The organism is Paeniglutamicibacter selenitireducens (assembly GCF_051550675.1).
Classification (GTDB): domain Bacteria; phylum Actinomycetota; class Actinomycetes; order Actinomycetales; family Micrococcaceae; genus Paeniglutamicibacter.
The window spans coordinates 702,716-718,233 of the sequence record NZ_JBPULF010000001.1 but is presented as its reverse complement, the minus strand read 5'-3'; the positions used below and the strand labels follow the sequence as shown (position 1 = coordinate 718,233).

General features: G+C 68.8%; 16 protein-coding genes. 10 read left to right on the top strand and 6 right to left on the bottom strand.

Annotated elements, in window-relative coordinates; all coding sequences use genetic code 11:
• Positions 1-178 precede the first annotated feature (178 nt).
• Positions 179-946, top strand: a complete 768-nt coding sequence (locus ACSYDW_RS03255) for a hypothetical protein (RefSeq protein ID WP_438337253.1) — start codon at positions 179-181, stop codon at positions 944-946.
• Between the two features lie 76 nt (positions 947-1,022).
• Complete coding sequence (locus ACSYDW_RS03250; protein ID WP_438337252.1) at positions 1,023-2,348, top strand: phosphotransferase family protein; 1,326 nt, start codon at positions 1,023-1,025, stop codon at positions 2,346-2,348.
• 96 nt (positions 2,349-2,444) lie between these two features.
• On the opposite strand, the gene ACSYDW_RS03245 is transcribed toward ACSYDW_RS03250, so the two are convergent.
• Complete coding sequence (locus ACSYDW_RS03245; RefSeq protein ID WP_438337251.1) at positions 2,445-2,948, bottom strand: Lrp/AsnC family transcriptional regulator; 504 nt, start codon at positions 2,946-2,948, stop codon at positions 2,445-2,447.
• A 79-nt stretch (positions 2,949-3,027) separates the two neighbouring features.
• Between ACSYDW_RS03245 and ACSYDW_RS03240 the strand changes: the two genes are divergently transcribed.
• The 3 genes from ACSYDW_RS03240 (at position 3,028) to ACSYDW_RS03230 (ending at position 5,857) form a co-directional block, all read left to right on the top strand.
• Positions 3,028-3,513 carry an NUDIX hydrolase gene (locus ACSYDW_RS03240; protein ID WP_438337250.1) on the top strand — a complete coding sequence of 162 codons (486 nt, stop codon included), beginning with the start codon at positions 3,028-3,030 and terminating at the stop codon, positions 3,511-3,513.
• On the top strand, positions 3,510-4,538 hold the full coding sequence (locus ACSYDW_RS03235) for a glycine betaine ABC transporter substrate-binding protein (RefSeq protein WP_438337249.1): 1,029 nt from the start codon (positions 3,510-3,512) through the stop codon (positions 4,536-4,538). The genes ACSYDW_RS03240 and ACSYDW_RS03235 overlap by 4 nt, the downstream gene beginning before the upstream one ends.
• Before the next feature lie 89 nt (positions 4,539-4,627).
• The gene (locus tag ACSYDW_RS03230; RefSeq protein ID WP_438337248.1) at positions 4,628-5,857 is read left to right on the top strand and encodes a pyridoxal phosphate-dependent aminotransferase; all 1,230 of its coding nucleotides are present in this window, start codon (positions 4,628-4,630) and stop codon (positions 5,855-5,857) included.
• Between the two features lie 89 nt (positions 5,858-5,946).
• On the opposite strand, the gene ACSYDW_RS03225 is transcribed toward ACSYDW_RS03230, so the two are convergent.
• A complete protein-coding gene (locus ACSYDW_RS03225) occupies positions 5,947-6,759 on the bottom strand; it encodes a cation efflux transmembrane domain-containing protein (protein ID WP_438337247.1) in 813 nt (270 codons plus the stop codon).
• A 1-nt stretch (position 6,760) separates the two neighbouring features.
• A complete protein-coding gene (locus tag ACSYDW_RS03220; RefSeq protein ID WP_438337246.1) occupies positions 6,761-7,090 on the bottom strand; it encodes an ArsR/SmtB family transcription factor in 330 nt (109 codons plus the stop codon).
• A 172-nt stretch (positions 7,091-7,262) separates the two neighbouring features.
• On the opposite strand from ACSYDW_RS03220, the gene ACSYDW_RS03215 reads away from it, so the two are divergent.
• Positions 7,263-8,138 (top strand): PPK2 family polyphosphate kinase, encoded by an 876-nt coding sequence (locus ACSYDW_RS03215; RefSeq protein ID WP_438337245.1) that lies wholly within the window; start codon positions 7,263-7,265, stop codon positions 8,136-8,138.
• Positions 8,139-8,262: 124 nt separating this feature from the next.
• Here the strand turns inward: ACSYDW_RS03215 and ACSYDW_RS03210 are convergent, their stop codons facing one another.
• Both ACSYDW_RS03210 and xseA read right to left on the bottom strand, forming a co-directional pair.
• Complete coding sequence (locus ACSYDW_RS03210) at positions 8,263-8,499, bottom strand: exodeoxyribonuclease VII small subunit (protein ID WP_438337244.1); 237 nt, start codon at positions 8,497-8,499, stop codon at positions 8,263-8,265.
• Positions 8,496-9,779, bottom strand: a complete 1,284-nt coding sequence (gene xseA, locus ACSYDW_RS03205; protein ID WP_438337243.1) for an exodeoxyribonuclease VII large subunit — start codon at positions 9,777-9,779, stop codon at positions 8,496-8,498. The genes ACSYDW_RS03210 and xseA overlap by 4 nt, the downstream gene beginning before the upstream one ends.
• A gap of 116 nt (positions 9,780-9,895) precedes the next feature.
• Between xseA and ACSYDW_RS03200 the strand changes: the two genes are divergently transcribed.
• Positions 9,896-10,807, top strand: coding sequence for a hypothetical protein (locus ACSYDW_RS03200; protein ID WP_438337242.1), 912 nt, complete (start codon positions 9,896-9,898; stop codon positions 10,805-10,807).
• A 58-nt stretch (positions 10,808-10,865) separates the two neighbouring features.
• Positions 10,866-11,966, top strand: coding sequence for a 4-hydroxy-3-methylbut-2-enyl diphosphate reductase (locus ACSYDW_RS03195; RefSeq protein ID WP_438337241.1), 1,101 nt, complete (start codon positions 10,866-10,868; stop codon positions 11,964-11,966).
• Between the two features lie 122 nt (positions 11,967-12,088).
• On the opposite strand, the gene ACSYDW_RS03190 is transcribed toward ACSYDW_RS03195, so the two are convergent.
• Positions 12,089-13,414, bottom strand: a complete 1,326-nt coding sequence (locus tag ACSYDW_RS03190; RefSeq protein ID WP_438337240.1) for a DNA recombination protein RmuC — start codon at positions 13,412-13,414, stop codon at positions 12,089-12,091.
• Between the two features lie 55 nt (positions 13,415-13,469).
• On the opposite strand from ACSYDW_RS03190, the gene ychF reads away from it, so the two are divergent.
• Both ychF and ACSYDW_RS03180 read left to right on the top strand, forming a co-directional pair.
• A complete protein-coding gene (ychF, locus tag ACSYDW_RS03185) occupies positions 13,470-14,555 on the top strand; it encodes a redox-regulated ATPase YchF (protein ID WP_438337239.1) in 1,086 nt (361 codons plus the stop codon).
• A gap of 331 nt (positions 14,556-14,886) precedes the next feature.
• Positions 14,887-15,480 carry an HNH endonuclease gene (locus ACSYDW_RS03180; RefSeq protein WP_438337238.1) on the top strand — a complete coding sequence of 198 codons (594 nt, stop codon included), beginning with the start codon at positions 14,887-14,889 and terminating at the stop codon, positions 15,478-15,480.
• Positions 15,481-15,518: the final 38 nt, after the last annotated feature.

Sequence of the window (15,518 nt, the reverse complement as noted above, 5' to 3'; positions counted from 1 at the left end):
TACATGCTTAATGTTGGTTGACGTGGACGTTCCATGGTCCCGACGCGGCCCTCCCACCCGGAAGCGGGTGCCGGACGCGCACGGGCCGGCACGGCCACCGGCGGGAGACGTGCCGCAGGGCAGTTCGGCCCCCGCGGCATCCGCATACGTTGCAGCAGTCCACCGACGGAGGAGCATCATGGCACCGGCAGCACCCAACGCTTCAGCCGCGTCTGGCACGCAGGGGCAGCCACCCCTGCGGATCCACTATGACCGCGTGGCAATTGCGTTGCTCGGGTGCCTCTCCATCCTCACCGTCGTCGTCGGCGGGATCCTGGCTCTCTCCGGCGTCTTCTCCGGGCTGGTGCCGATGGCCGGGCTGGTGCTCGGCGTGGCAAGCTTCGCCTCGCTGCGTGCCCTGGCCGTGCGCGACCGCCGCGCCAAGCTGCTGGCCCGCATGGAATCGACCCGCCGGCTGGCGATGGAACAGCGCACCGTGCCCGCGCCGCGGACCGTCCAGAAGCAGCAGGCGGTGTTCGACGCCCAGCCCGATTCCAACAAGCGCCCGCCGCGCCTGACCGTTGAGGAACTGCGTGCCGAGGCCCTGCGCGTGGCCGCCCGCGGTGCCGCGGTGCAGCGCCCCGAGGGCTGGACCCCGACCGAGGTGCCCTTGCCGCAGTACGTCGTGGCGAACGCCGTGAAGCGCCCGGCGCCCGAGCCGCTTGCGCTCGAGGCCGGCCCGACGCCCTCGAACGGCAGCAGCCTGCGTGCGCAGGAGGCCGGCCAGCGCCTGGCCGAGGCCCTCGGTGCGGCAACCGCCGATTCCGCAGCCGATTCCGCTGCCGGGACGGCCGCCACCGAGACGGCGTCGACCGAGGCCTCCGCCGCCAAGGCCCGCCTGGAGCGTGCCTCCCTCTCCGGGGACCGCATGAACCTCGACGACGTCATGCAGCGCCGCCGCGCCTAGGCTGCCGCCGCGCCAACCCCGCCGCTGCCAAGCCCGCCGCCGGCAATCACCAGCCGATGACACCCCCGACCCGCCGATGACAACCCCGGACACCCCGATGCCGTCGCCGGACGCGCCCAGCGAAACAGCCGACGCGCACTCCCTGCGCGACGCCGGCGAACTTGCCGCACTGCTTCCGGCGATCCCGCGGCTCATCGCCCTGCTGGGCGGCACCGCCGTGCCCGGCGGGTGGGATCTCGACGCACACCGGGTCCGGTTGCAGCATCGGCCCGGGGCGGGGATCAGCGCCGTCTACCGCATGCCCGCGGGCACCGGGTTCGCCGAACTGGGGGTGAGCACCGAGAAGATCCACGGGACCGCCGCGCCCGTCGTCGTCGTCGTCGTGGAGGGCCCCGCCGGCGCCCCGGCCGTCACCGTCACCGGGTGGATCCACCCACACGACCCCATGCTGCCCGGGCTCGCGACGGCACTGGACGGCACGGCCGTGGAGCGGCTGTGGGGACAGGGCGACCTGCTCTCCGGCCTGCGCACCGTGGCCTACCGCCCGCTGCGCCGGGCCGTCGTCAGGGCCACGTTCACCACCCGCGGGCCGCTGGCGATCCGGCGCACCCTGTACCTGAAGGTCGGGCGCGAGCACGCGACTGCCGCCCTGCTCAAGCGCCACGAGATGATGGCGGGCTCGACGGTGCCCGTGCCGTCGGTGGCGGTCCCGGTGCTCCCCGGGATCCTGGCGCTGGAGGAAGGCACCGGGGAGGGGCTGGCCGCGGCGATCCGCGGGGAGTCCGCCCGCGAGCTGGATCCGGCGGACTTCACGGAGCTGCTGGACCGGCTGCCGGCGGAGGTTGCCGGGTTGCCGGCGCGCCGGGCGTGGAGCGACGGCATCCGGCGCTACAGGCAGGCGGCGGTGTTGGCGCTTCCCGCCCAGCGCGGGAGGATCGACGGGCTTGTGCGGCGCATCGAAGGGCACCTGGAACGCTCCGAGCGCGGGCCGGTGGTCCCGGTGCACGGGGACTTCTACGAGGGGAACATCCTGATGGGGGACGGCGCGGTCTCCGCGCTGCTGGACCTCGATTCGCTGGGGCCCGGCCACCGCGTCGACGACCTCGCCTGCTTCCTGGGCCACCTGGCCGTGCTGCAGCGCCTCGGTTCGGGCGAGGGCCCCGCCCCCGGGGTGTTCGAGCGCTTCGGCGCCGCCTTCGGGCGCGAGGTGGACCCGGTGGCCCTGTGGGCGCGCGCCGGGGCCGTGGCGCTGACCCTGGTGGCTGGTGCCCGCGGTGCGGGAAACTCCGACTGGGTGCCGGCCGCCGAGTCGCGGCTGCGGACGGCGGAGGAACTTGTCAGGCGGGCCGACCTGGCAGTCAGCCAGGCCGGCGGGCCTCCAGCCAGCCAGCCGGACGGGTAGCCAGGCAGGCGGTTCGGGGCGTGCCTCGGAAGGTGCCTAACCCAGCGGCTCCCAGCCCAGCGGCTCCCAACCCAGCGGTTCCCAGCCCAGCGGTTCCTAGCCCAGCGGTTCCTCGGGGATCGGCCCGCCGTGGCCCTTGTGGTGGCCGAAGACCAGCGTGGTCTCGGTGTGTCCCACGGATTCGTCGGTCGCCAGGTTGTCCAGCACCCAGTCGCGCAGGGCCTCGGTGGAGCTGACGGCAATGTGCAGCAGGTAGTCGGTGGCGCCCGAGACGTGGAAGAAGGAGAGTACCTCGGGCTGACGCGGCATCTTCTCGGTGAACCTGTCGATCTGCACGCGGTCGTGCACGCGCAGCCGGACCGAGATCAGTGCCTGGACGCTGCGGCCCACCGCCGGCAGGCTCACCTCCGCGTGGTACCCGGTCAGCACCCCGCGCTCCACCAGCGAGCGGGTGCGCAGCAGGGCAGTGGACGGGGCGATGCCCGTGCGCTGGGCCAGCATGGCGTTGCTGATGCGCGCGTCGTTGACCAATTCCTGAATAATCCGACGGTCAACGGCGTCAAGTTCGGCCGGAAGTTGCGGGGAAGAAGAGATTGCCATGCAGATATTCCATCACAGTTGGGCGCTCCGCGGGACTGTCGCGGGCCACCGGATCCGCCCCACGCCATAAACTGGTGGCATGAGCAACCCCCCAAACACCGGTCTCCGGGACTTCGAGACCCGACTGGCCGCCTATTGCGTCGTGGTCCGCGACGGGCAGATCCTGCTGGCCCTCTGGGACATGCGCGCCCGCCAGGCCGACTTCGTCCCGCGCTGGACGCTGCCCGGAGGGGGAGTGGAGCTGGGCGAAAGCATCGAGTCCGGCGCCGTGCGTGAGGTCCTGGAGGAAACCGGGTACACCGTGCGGATCGGGGAGCTGCTGGGCGTCGATTCCGGGCTGATCCCCGCGCACCAGCGTTTCGGCGACACGAACCTGCCGATGCAGACCGTTGCCGTCGTCTACACGGCCAGCGTGACGGGCGGCGAGCTGGGCTTCGAAACCGGCGGCACGACGAGCCGGGCCGCATGGTTCCCGCTGGACGAGGTGGCCTCGCTGAACCGCACCGACAGGGTCGACGATGCCATCGCCCTGTACCTCGCCAACCTCGGGAAGGACGCCAAGTGACCCCCGAAGGACGGATCTCCCGTAGCCGCAGGACGCCGGCTGCCAGGCGCCTCGGCGTGCCGGCCCTCGCCGCCGGGTTGGCCTGCGGGGCACTGCTGTTGGGCGGCTGCACGTCCAAGGCGCCGCTGCCCTCGGGCCAGAGCGAGACGGTCCGCGAACTGGTCTTCGCCCACACCCCCGACGCCACCTCCACGACGGTGGCCCACGCGTACGTCGAAATGCTGGAGGCCGCGGGGATCCGCGCGAGCGTCGGCGAAGCCTCGGCGGATCCCGTGGCACAGGTCCTGGACGGGAAGGCCGACGTCGTCGTGGCCGGCTCAGGGGACCTGCTGGCGGCCCTGGGTGGGAGGGCCCCGGCAGCCACCGCCTCGGCCCCAGCCCCCGCTCCCGCATCCGGCGGCGCGGCGGCGTCGGCAACGCCGGGAAGCGTGCCTCCCGGTGCGGACCAGGTCCTGCGCGATCTTCACGCGATGAGGCCCGACGGGTTCGCGGTGCTGGATTCCGCCGAGGCCGCGCGCACCGGCGTGCTGGTCACCACCGCCGCGACAAGCGCCGGGAAGAACCTCTCCACGATGGCGCAGCTGCCGGCGCTGTGCCCCGACCTCGACTTCGGCGTCCCGGAAACCCTCGCTGAGGGCCTGGAGTCGGTGCTGGAGGACACCCTGGGGTGCAAGCCGCACCACCTGGTGGAGGTCGAGCCGCGCGACGAGTCCACGGTGGGCCCGCTGATCGGCGGCCAGGTGCAGGTGCTGGCATCGACCCTTGACACCGCCGGCATCCCGGACAACGGGCTGGTCCCCGTGCAGGACTCGACGTCGCTGTTCGTGCCGCAGACGCTGACCCCGCTGAGCACCACCCGGCAGATCGGCCAGGACGCCATCGACGCGATGAACAAGGTCAGTGCGGCGCTGAAGCAGGAGGACCTCGTGGCGCTGAACCGGGCGGCCACGGGCCGCGACCCGCTGGAGCCCGGGCAGGCCGCGCGCGACTGGCTGCGGGAAAAGTCGCTGGTCAGCGCGCCCTGAGCGCCAACATGTCGCGAGTGTGTCGCCACGGTGCCGTCGGCTTGATCACATTCGCAAACTCGCTGCCGAGCCTGTGAGAAAGTAGGAGAATGCCAGAATTCAAGCAGTCCACCAAGCTCCACAACGTCCTCTACGACATCCGTGGGCCGCTGCTGGAACACGCGCAGCGCATGGAGGCCGAGGGCCAGCGGATCCTGAAGCTGAACATCGGCAACCCCGCGCCGTTCGGCTTCGAGGCGCCGGACGCGATCCTCGTGGACATGATGCGCAACCTGCCGATGGCGCAGGGCTACTCGGACTCCCGCGGCATCTTCTCCGCCCGCACCGCCGTCTCGCAGTACTACCAGACGCGCGGCATCCAGACCATCGGCGTCGACGACGTCTACCTGGGCAACGGCGTCTCCGAACTGATCACGCTGAGCCTCAACGCGTTGCTGAACAACGGCGACGAGGTGCTGATCCCGGCCCCGGACTACCCGTTGTGGACGGCCTCCGTGTCGCTGGCCGGCGGCACCCCGGTGCACTACCTGAACGTCGAGGAAGAGGGCTGGCTGCCGGACCTCGAGGACATGGAATCGAAGATCACCCCCCGCACCAAGGGCGTGGTGATCATCAACCCGAACAACCCCACGGGTGCGGTCTACCCGAAGGACACCCTCGAGGGCATCCTCGAGCTGGCGCGCAAGCACAACCTCGTGGTGTTCTCCGACGAGATCTACGAGAAGATCCTCTACGACGAGGCCGAGCACATCAACACCGCCGCTTTGTGCGACGACGTGCTGATCCTGACGTTCTCCGGCCTGTCCAAGGCCTACCGCGTCTGCGGTTTCCGCGCCGGTTGGATGGCGATCTCCGGGCCCAAGCACCTGGCCGGGGACTACATCGAGGGCATCAACCTGCTCACCAACATGCGCCTGTGCGCCAACGTGCCGGCGCAGCACGCGATCCAGACCGCGCTGGGCGGCTACCAGTCGATCAACGACCTGATCCTGCCCGGCGGGCGCCTGAAGGAACAGCGCGACGTGGCCTTCAAGTTGCTCAACGAGATCCCCGGGGTCTCGGTGCAGCAGGCCAAGGGCGCGCTCTACCTCTTCCCGAGGCTCGACCCGGAGGTCTACCCGATCCATTCCGACGAGGCCTTCGCCCTGGAGCTGCTCAAGCAGCAGAAGATGCTGATCTCCCACGGCACCGCGTTCAACTGGGTGGCACCTGACCACTTCCGCCTCGTCACACTGCCCGCGGTGCGCGACATCACCGACGCGGTGGGCCGCATCGCCGAGTTCCTGGGCACCATCCGCGAGGGCAAGGTCTCGGTCTAGCCTTCCGCACCGCCAAGACCTGCCCGAATGCCGGGTGTACCGCCGCGATTTCCCCGCGGTGGGCACCCGGCATTTGCGTGCAACCGCGGCTAGCTTCGCTTCGGCGGGGCCGGATCCCCGGTGCCGACGACGGAGCTGTCGGTGGCAGTTGCGTCGGCATCGGCACAGCATGCGCACCCCGCTTCCGCCGGTTGTGCGGGGCCTGCAACGTCGAGATCTCCCGCTGCGTCGGGACTTCCCGCTGCCACGCCCCGGACGGCCCCGGTGTTCGGAGCGCAGCAGGCGTCGCCCTTCCAGGCGTCGTACCCCTCCTTGAGCGCCACGGCGGCAATCACCAGCGCGGCCACCGGGTCCGCCCAGGACCAGCCGAGCCAGGCGTTGAGCACCAGCCCGGCCAGCAGCACCGCGGAGAGGTAGGTGCACAGCAGCGTCTGCTTGGAATCCGCCACGGCCGAGCGGGAGCCAAGCTCGCGCCCGGCCCGCCGCTGCAGGTAAGAGAGCACCGGCATGATCGCCAGCGAGAGCGCCGCAAGCACGATGCCGGGCACCGAATGCCCCGCCTCGGCCCCGCCGAGCAGCGAGCGGACGGCATCGAGGCCGACGAAGGCCGCGAGCGCAAAGAACGAGACGGCGATGATGCGCAGTGCCGTCTTCTCGCGGGCCTCCGGGTCCGCGGCGCTGAATTGCCAGGCCACTGCGGCTGCGGAGGCGACCTCGATGACCGAGTCCAGCCCGAACCCGACAAGTGCGCTCGAGGAGGCGATCTTGCCGGCGGTGATCGCCACGACGGCCTCGATGACGTTGTAGAGAATCGTTGCGGCAACCAGGAGCCGGATCCTCCGGTGCAGCACGTTGCGTCGTTCGGCGCCCACGGTGTCGGCCGCCAGGGGTTGCATCGCCATGTCAGCAGCACCCCTCGGTGGCCGCCGCGGCGCAGTGGGCGGGATCGACGGCGAGCACCACGCCCATGAGCTCGGTCAGCGCGCGGGCCAGCACCGGGTCGGACAGCTCGTACCGGGTGCGCCGGCCCTCGGGGACCGCGACGACCAACCCGCAGCCGCGCAGGCAGGCCAGGTGGTTGGAGAGCTTTTGGCGCGAGACGCCGACCAGCTCCGCCAGGTCGCTCGGGTAGGACGGGGCGTCGCGCAACGCCAGCAGCACCGCGGTGCGCGTCGGGTCCGAGAGCGCCTGCCCGAAGCGGGTCAGCACCTCGGCGTGCGTTGTTGTTTCCATGGCTTGATAGTACAGCCAAACCTGTATCAACGTGCGGGACGAAGGACACCGAAGGACCCTTGAGGCGGCACCGCACCGCACCGATTCGGCAAACACCCCCTGTCGCTGGGGCCAAAACATGGCAGCCTGTCGTACGCTCGGTGCATCACCCCCGAACCCGAAAGCGGTGCCCATGAGCAAGAAGCAGCCAACACCGGCACGATCCGTTCCCCTCGACGCCCCGGCGCACCAGCTGCTGCGCGCGGCCCCGGACTTCAGCCTGGCCGCCGTCGATACGCGCGCCACCCCGGGGTACGCGGGAAACAAGCTCAGCGGCGCCAAGGACCTGGGGGAAACCGGCAGGGTGCTCGACGGGCTGCAGGAACGCCTCTTCGCCGCCTCGCGCACGGGCGCCACCCCGAAGGTCCTGCTCATCCTCCAGGCCATGGACACCGCGGGCAAGGGCGGCATCGTGCGCCACGTGGTGGGTCTGGTGGACCCGCAGGGCGTGGAGCACCACGCGTTCAAGGCTCCCACCGAGGAGGAGCGCGCCCACGACTTCCTCTGGCGGATCGAGAAGGAGCTGCCCGGCGCCGGGTACATCGGGGTCTTCGACCGCTCGCACTACGAGGACGTGCTGATCCACAAGGTCCGCGGCTATGCCGACGACGCCGAACTCGAACGACGCTATGCGGCGATCAACGAGTTCGAGGCCCGGCTTGTCGCCGAGGACACCAAGGTCGTCAAGGTCATGATGCACATCTCCAAGGACGAGCAGCGCTCGCGGCTGGCCGAGCGCCTCCAGCGCCCCGACAAGTACTGGAAGTTCAACCCGGGGGACATCGACGAGCGGCTGCTCTGGGACGACTACATGGACGCCTACGAGATTGCCATCAACCGCACCAACACGGATGCGGCCCCGTGGCACGTGGTCCCCGCGGACCGGAAGTGGTACGCGCGGCTGGCCGTTGCCTCGCTGCTGCGCGAGGCGCTGGAGGAGATCGACCCGCAGTGGCCCGCCGCGACCTTCGACGTCGCCGAGCAGCAGGCGCGCCTGCGGGACTCCTGAGCGCCCGGCGGCCGGCTTCCGGGGATTCCCCGGGCGGCAGGCGGCCGGCGCAAGGACGGCAGCGGCGCCGCGACAAGGACCGGTCGCGGCGCCGCTGCCGTACATGGAGTTGCCCGTGGAGGCGCTACTCGCCGGAGGCCGGGGACTCCTGCTGCCCGCGGGCGGCGTCAAGCCGCGCCGAGGCGCCCTGCAGCCAGGCCTCGCACCGGGCCGCCAGCGCCTCGCCGCGCTCCCACAGGCCCAGGGACTGTTCGAGGGTTGCGGCCCCCGCCTCGAGCTGGGCCACCACGGCAACCAGTTCCTCGCGGGCCTGCTCGTAACTTAGCTGTGCGACATCCTGGTGGTTCGCTTCGGTGCTCATGCTGTGGTTCCTTCGTGTGGTGGTTCGTCCGGCAAGTGGCTGGTGGTGATGGTGGCGGTGAGCCGGCCGCGGGCCAGGCGCACCGAGACGTCGCTTCCCGCAGGGGCCTGGTCGGCGCTGCGCACCACCTGCCCGCCGGCAAGCTGCAGCACCGAGTACCCGCGGTCCAGGGTCTGCTGGGGGGAGAGGGCGCGGACCTGGGCACGCAGGTGGGCGATGGCGTCCTGCCCGCGGGCCAGCGAGCCGCGCATGGCGTAGGTGCTGCGTTGGGAAAGCCGGGCCAGGTCTTCGCGGCGCAGCTGCACCATCGAGTGCGGGTTGGCCAGCACCGGGCGGGCACGCAGCGAGGCGATGCGCTGGGATTCGCGCTCCAGGTTCTGCCGCACGGCCCGGTCCAGCCGGTGGCGCGCCTGGGCGATCCCGTTCAGTTCCTCGACCAGGTCCGGCACCACGCGCTTTGCCGCGTCGGTCGGGGTGGAGGCGCGCAGGTCGGCCACGTCGTCGAGGATGGGCCTGTCTGCCTCGTGCCCGATCGCCGACACCACCGGCGTGGAGCAGGCGGCCACCGCGCGCACCAGTTCCTCGGAGCTGAAGGGCAGCAGGTCCTCCAGGGCGCCGCCGCCGCGGGCGATGATGATCACGTCGATCTCCGGGTTCGCATCCAGCTCGCGCAGCGCGGCCATGACCTCGCCGACGGCGTTCACGCCCTGCACCGCGGTGTTGCGGATGTCGAAGCGGACGGCCGGCCAGCGCAGCGAGGCGTTGCGGATCACGTCCTTCTCGGCGTCCGAGTCGCGCCCGGTGATCAGCCCGATCCGGTGCGGCAGCAGCGGCAGCGGCTTCTTCCGGGAGGGGTCGAAGAGCCCCTCGTCGAAGAGCGCGCGGCGCAGCCGCTCCAGGCGCGCCAGCAGGTCGCCCAGGCCCACGGGGCGCAGGTCGTAGGCGTTCAGCGACAGCCGGCCGGTCTTGGCGTAGAAGCTCGGCTTCACGCGGGCCACCACGCGGGATCCGACCTCCGGGGCGTGCTCCAGCGAGCGCATCACCGAGGCCCACACCGTCACCGAGAAGGAATAGTCGACGTCGACGTCGCGCATCACCAGGTACGCGTGGCCGTTGCGGACGTTGGCCTCCAGCAGCTGGCCCTCCACCCATGATTCGGGGGAGTTCTCGATGTGCGCCTTCAACTTCTCGGACAGCACCCGCAGCGGCCAGGGGTTCTCCGGGGTCGTCGCCGCAGCGGTCCGCGGCAGCGAACCTTGTGCCTCTTGTGCTTGCTCCACGTGGGGAAACGCCTTCCTTGGTGCCTGGTTTCGAAACTACACCAAAGACATTCATACCAGTAGCATGGGACAAATCCAGGGGTTGGCGCCCCACCGCACCTCAGGCTGGAGCCCGAATGCCCGTCGTCGTCCGCAAAACCCTCGCCGTCGTGCTGGCGGTCCTCGCGGTGCTGGCCGCCGCGCTCGGGCTCGGCGCCCGCACCGCGCACCTCATCGTGAACACCCCCGAACCGCTCCAGCGCATCCTGGGCCCGCTGGCCACCAACGAGCAGCTGGTCGAGGTCCTGCCGCAGGAGCTCGGGACCCAGATCGCCGCACAGATCGCCGCCGAGGTGCCCGTCCCGCGCCTGCTGCAGGGGCCGCTGGAAACCGCGATCTCCCAGAGCGGCGCCGCGCTGATCAGCGACCCCGGGTTTGCCTCGGCGTGGAACACGACCATCGAGAACACGCGCCGGGACTACGTGGCAAAGCTCGACGCGGCCGCCGCATCGGGGCAGCGCGAGGCGACGCTGGAACTCGACCTGGCGCCGCTTGTCACCTCCGCCTACGGCACGCTGCACGCCTCGCTGGAGGGATCGGCCCTCGGTCGGCTGCTGCCGCAGGACCTGGAGGTGCCGCCGGTCGTCGTCGACACCAACTGGCCGCAGGAAGAAACGCTCTCCGCCGACGCTGCCAACCGCTGGCTCGCGCTGGCCGCCGGCTGGGGCTGGCTGCTGGCTGCCGCCGCCGTGCTGCTGGCCGGTGCGCTGCTGCTGGCACCGCGCGACTTCCGCGGGAGGGTGTTCATCGCCGCCGGGGCGGCCTCCCTGGTGCTCGCGGTGGTGCTGGTGGTCCTCGGCTACAACATCTCCGGCATGCCGGTGCAGGGCTCCGAGCTCACCCGGCTCGTTGTCGAGCAGCTGGCCACAGGGGTGCGCGGCGAGCTGCGTGAGATCAGCAACGCGCTGATCATCGGCGGCGTCGTCGCCCTGCTGGCGGCCCTGGGCACCTGGATCTGGCGCAAGGACAACCCCGTGGAGCTTGGCTAGCGGCTGAATCCGCCGGGGAGCGCACCAGTCAATTTGCCCCCGAACGTAGACTTGTTACATGGCTACCAGTTCCACCGTTCCGGTCTCACTCCCGATGCCCACGATCCCGCGCACCCGCCGCACCCCGGCGGAAATCGCCGCCGCGGCACCGGTCAAGGGCGAACGCAAGGTCTTCCTTGCGGCCCCGCGCGGCTACTGCGCGGGCGTCGACCGCGCCGTCATCGCCGTCGAGAAGGCCCTGGAGCACTACGGCGCCCCGGTGTACGTGCGCAAGCAGATCGTGCACAACCTGCACGTGGTCTCCACGCTCGAGGCCCGCGGCGCGATCTTCGTGGAGGAAAACGAGGAGGTGCCGGAGGGCGCGCTTGTCGTCTTCTCCGCCCACGGTGTGTCCCCGGCCGTCGTGCAGTCCGCCGCCGACCGCGGCCTGCGCACCATCGACGCCACCTGCCCGCTGGTGACAAAGGTGCACCGCGAGGCCGTGCGCTTCGCCAAGGACGACTACGAGATCCTGCTGGTCGGCCACGAGGGCCACGAGGAAGTCGAGGGCACCTACGGCGAGGCGCCGGAGGTGACCACGATCGTGAACAACCCCGAGGAAGCCGACACCGTCCAGGTGAAGAACCCGGACAAGCTGATCTGGCTCTCGCAGACCACCCTGTCCGTGGACGAGACCATGGAAACCGTGCGCCGCCTGCGCAAGCGCTTCCCCAACCTGCAGGATCCGCCCAGCGACGACATCTGCTACGCCACCACCAACCGGCAGGCCGCGATCAAGACCATTGCGCCGCAGAGCGAACTGGTCATCGTCGTCGGTTCCTCGAACTCCTCGAACTCCGTGCGCCTTGTCGAGGTGGCCCTCGAGTACGGTGCGAAGGCCGCCTACCGCGTGGACTACGCCGCCGAGGTCGACGAATCCTGGTTCGAGGGCGTCACCTCCGTCGGCGTGACCTCCGGCGCCTCGGTGCCCGAGGTCCTGGTCCGCGACGTGCTGTCGCTGCTGGCCGAGTACGGCTTCGCGGACGTCGAGGAGGTCACCACCGCGCAGGAGGACATCCTCTTCTCGCTGCCCAAGGAGATCCGCGCCAAGCTCAAAGAGGCCGGCGACGACTCGCGCGGCCTCGGCGGGCGTATCGGCAAGTCGGACATCAGCAGCTAGCTTTCTCGCCGGCGCCGAACGCGGGGCGCAAAGACGTAGGGGCCCGGTTCACGCTTGTGAACCGGGCCCCTACGTCTATTGTGCGTGGAAATGGTTGTGCTGGGATCTTCGATTCCCGCGGCCTATGATCCGGCTGCCTCCGACCCCAGCGGATCCAGCTCCTCCTGGAGTTCAGGAACCTCCAATGGGGTGGTCGGTTCCGCAGGATCAAGGAGCTTCGGGGCGTACTGCGGGGGAGCGGGCTGCCTGTCGACCAACTCCACGGCGCTGAGCCCCCGCGGGGCCGCCTCGATGAGGGGCAGCTGGTGCAGGGCCGCGGACGGATCGTGTTCCTCGCCCAGTCCCGGGTCAAGGTCCCTGATGCGCCTGGCACTGGGCAGCACACGGGATTCCAGGGTGCCCACAAAGGCGTTGTACTTCTCGACACTGCCGCGCAGCGAGCTGCCCAGTTTGGCCACATGCGTGCCCATGGTGCCCAGCCGTTCGTAGAGCTCACGCGACTGCACAAACATGTCGCGGGCGTTCTCCGTCAGCAGGTCCTGCCGCCAGGCAAACGCCAGGCCCTTCAACATCGCCAGCAGTGTGGCCGGTGAAGCCAGAGCGACGTTTTTGGAGAACGCGTGGTCCAACAGCCCGGCATCGGCCTCCAATGCGTCGGCCAGGAACGACTCCGCCGGCAGGAAGCAGACAACAAGTTCGGGGCTTCCCTCCAGCGACTCCCAGTATGCCTTCGACGCGAGAGCATCGACATGGTGGCGCAGCGCCTTGGCGTGCTCCTTGAACGCTTCATGGGCTCTCGCCTGCGAGGGGCCGTCGGGCGCCCCGGCAAGCTCCTGCGCCCGGAGGTAGGCAGCCAGCGGCACCTTCGAATCGACAACGATCATCTTGCCGCCTGGCAACCTGACCACCATGTCCGGCCGCTGCCCGTCAGTGGTGCGGAACTGTTCGCTGAAATCTACGTGGGCAAGCATGCCCGCCGATTCCACCACGCGCCGCAATTGCAGCTCGCCCCATGTCCCGCGGGCCGCGCTGTTGGCCAGGGCGGAGGCCAACGACCCCGTGGTCCGCAGCAGCTGGGCATCGTTGTGGGCGGCCTGCACCAATTGCTCGCTCAGCTGTCCGAACTGTTCAACGCGGTCGCGTTCCAACACCGAAACCTGTTGGCGGACCTGCCGCAATTGCTCGGCCACCGGTGCCAATGCCTGCATGACCGACTGGTCCTGCGCCTCGCGGGTTCGGTCTTCGGCGACACGGTCACGCAACTCGGCGACCTGCGCCTGCGCCCCGGCCAGCAGCCGGGCCGTGAGGGCAAGCTCGTCTTGCACCCCGGAACCCTCGGCATGCAGCGCGCCGCGCGCCGCCCGGGTGAGGTACCAGCACGTGAGTGCGCCACCGACGAACCCCAAAACCAGGGCCAGCAGGGCCGCCAACCAAATAGTTGTAGTCATGAGCACAAGCATTGCAGGAAGCACCGACACCATATGACCGGTAGACTCTATTCCCGTGGCTCTTACAATCGGAATCGTCGGACTGCCCAACGTCGGCAAGTCAACCATGTTCAACGCGCTGACGCGCGCCCAGGTCCTCGCGGCCAACTACCCCTTCGCAACCATCGAACCCAACGTGGGTGTCGTGCCGTTGCCCGATGCACGCCTGAAGGTGCTCGCCGGGATCTTCGGATCCGAGCGCATCCTCCCGGCAACGGTGTCCTTCGTGGACATCGCCGGCATCGTCAAGGGTGCCTCCGAGGGTGAAGGGCTGGGCAACAAGTTCTTGGCCAACATCCGCGAAGCCGAGGCCATCTGCCAGGTGACGCGCGTCTTCTCCGACCCCGATGTGATTCACGTCGACGGCAAGGTTGACCCGGCCTCGGACATCGAGACCATCGCGACCGAGCTGATCCTCGCGGACCTGCAGACCATCGAAAACCAGCTGCCGCGACTCGAGAAGGAACTGCGGACCAAGAAGGTCGAAGCTTCCTTCATCGAGCTGGTCAAGGCCGCGCAGAAGGTGCTCGAAGAGGGCAACACCCTCTACGCCGCGGGCAAGGCCGCCGGCATCGACATCGACGAGCTGGCACCGCTGCAGTTGATGACCACCAAGCCGTTCATCTACGTGTTCAACACCGATGAAGAGGGCCTGGCCAACACCGCAATGCAGGAAGAACTTTCCGCACTCGTGGCCCCGGCCGAGGCAATCTTCCTCGATGCGCAGTTCGAATCCGAGCTGGCCGAGCTGACCGAGGAAGAAGCCGCGGAGATGCTCGAGGATGCGGGCTACGACGAATCCGGCCTGGACAAGCTGGCACGCGTCGGCTTCGACACCCTGGGCCTGCAGACCTACCTGACCGCAGGCCCGAAGGAAACCCGCGCCTGGACCATCCACAAGGGCTGGACCGCCCCGCAGGCTGCGGGTGTCATCCACACCGACTTCCAGCGCGGCTTCATCAAGGCCGAGGTCGTCGCGTTCGAGGACCTCGTCGAAGCCGGTTCCATGTCCGCAGCCAAGGCCGCCGGCAAGGCCCGCATCGAAGGCAAGGAATACATCATGAAGGACGGCGACGTCGTGGAGTTCCGCTTCAACGTCTGATTCTCGTATCCCTCAAATGTCCCGGCTTCCACGACGGAAGCCGGGACATTTGTGCATTGGGGGATAGAACGAATAAGGCAGGAAAAACGTGGTGGAGTTCTGCGCTAAGGTCCAAGGGAGTGATTTCTAAGAACCAAAGTACGAAGTGCGCTAAGGGCACTGACCTGTGAACCTAAACCGGAAAATTGAAATGCTTGAATAAAAAGATTCACGAAGCGAACGACTGTCGATCTGCTGACTTTGAGCGCTCATCCGGCCAGCTCCTACTTACCTCAGGGGGTCCCGTCAAATGCCGACACGATGTGTTGCCTGCCGCTGTAGTGTGTAGTGCATGTTAGCCCATCCACAGTTCGCAATGCCGAAGCCAGTCCGAATCACCGGACGAACCTCCAGTATCACGAACTCTTTCGTAAACGGAATCATCCCAGTTATTTCCCCGACGCCTGGCCAAGTTGAAGAGGCTCTGAGCGTACTTGGCATGGAGAATGCTGTTTGCGCATACTGCGGAGGGGGCGCCACGGAATGGGATCATCTTCGTCCTCTCGTAGTCGACAAGATGCCTACTGGCTACATCTCAGAAATTCACAATCTTGTTCCAGCCTGTGGCAAGTGCAATCAGAGCAAAGGAAACAAGAACTGGCGTGAGTGGCTCTTCAGCTCAGCCCGCCTATCGCCATTCACGCGTGGCATTGCCGACCTCGAATCACGTGCGGCGCGCCTTGAAGACTATGAAAAGTGGGGCTCTCCGACTCGGGTCGATTTTGCAACATTGGTCGGAGCGGATCTTTGGAGGCAGCACTGGCAAAATCACGCTGCGATCGTGAAGCTGATGAAGGAGGCAGAAGAGACCGCGAGGGCGATCCGCGCGCTTATTGCTACGCCCGGTGTCGTTGTCGAGCTGACCACCTCGCCACGCGTTCTCTAGTGTCGAGCAGCTGTCGAATTCCGGTTTGCCGCTTAGCT

Excerpts from the sequence above, each read along its gene's own strand:
- ACSYDW_RS03255 (WP_438337253.1), top strand. The coding sequence starts at position 179 with ATGGCACCGGCAGCACCCAACGCTTCAGCCGCGTCTGGCACGCAGGGG.
- ACSYDW_RS03250 (WP_438337252.1), top strand. The coding sequence starts at position 1,023 with ATGACAACCCCGGACACCCCGATGCCGTCGCCGGACGCGCCCAGCGAA.
- ACSYDW_RS03245 (WP_438337251.1), bottom strand. The coding sequence starts at position 2,948 with ATGGCAATCTCTTCTTCCCCGCAACTTCCGGCCGAACTTGACGCCGTT.
- ACSYDW_RS03240 (WP_438337250.1), top strand. The coding sequence starts at position 3,028 with ATGAGCAACCCCCCAAACACCGGTCTCCGGGACTTCGAGACCCGACTG.
- ACSYDW_RS03230 (WP_438337248.1), top strand. The coding sequence starts at position 4,628 with ATGCCAGAATTCAAGCAGTCCACCAAGCTCCACAACGTCCTCTACGAC.
- ACSYDW_RS03225 (WP_438337247.1), bottom strand. The coding sequence starts at position 6,759 with ATGGCGATGCAACCCCTGGCGGCCGACACCGTGGGCGCCGAACGACGC.
- ACSYDW_RS03220 (WP_438337246.1), bottom strand. The coding sequence starts at position 7,090 with ATGGAAACAACAACGCACGCCGAGGTGCTGACCCGCTTCGGGCAGGCG.
- ACSYDW_RS03215 (WP_438337245.1), top strand. The coding sequence starts at position 7,263 with ATGAGCAAGAAGCAGCCAACACCGGCACGATCCGTTCCCCTCGACGCC.
- ACSYDW_RS03210 (WP_438337244.1), bottom strand. The coding sequence starts at position 8,499 with ATGAGCACCGAAGCGAACCACCAGGATGTCGCACAGCTAAGTTACGAG.
- ACSYDW_RS03200 (WP_438337242.1), top strand. The coding sequence starts at position 9,896 with ATGCCCGTCGTCGTCCGCAAAACCCTCGCCGTCGTGCTGGCGGTCCTC.
- ACSYDW_RS03195 (WP_438337241.1), top strand. The coding sequence starts at position 10,866 with ATGGCTACCAGTTCCACCGTTCCGGTCTCACTCCCGATGCCCACGATC.
- ACSYDW_RS03190 (WP_438337240.1), bottom strand. The coding sequence starts at position 13,414 with ATGACTACAACTATTTGGTTGGCGGCCCTGCTGGCCCTGGTTTTGGGG.
- ACSYDW_RS03180 (WP_438337238.1), top strand. The coding sequence starts at position 14,887 with ATGTTAGCCCATCCACAGTTCGCAATGCCGAAGCCAGTCCGAATCACC.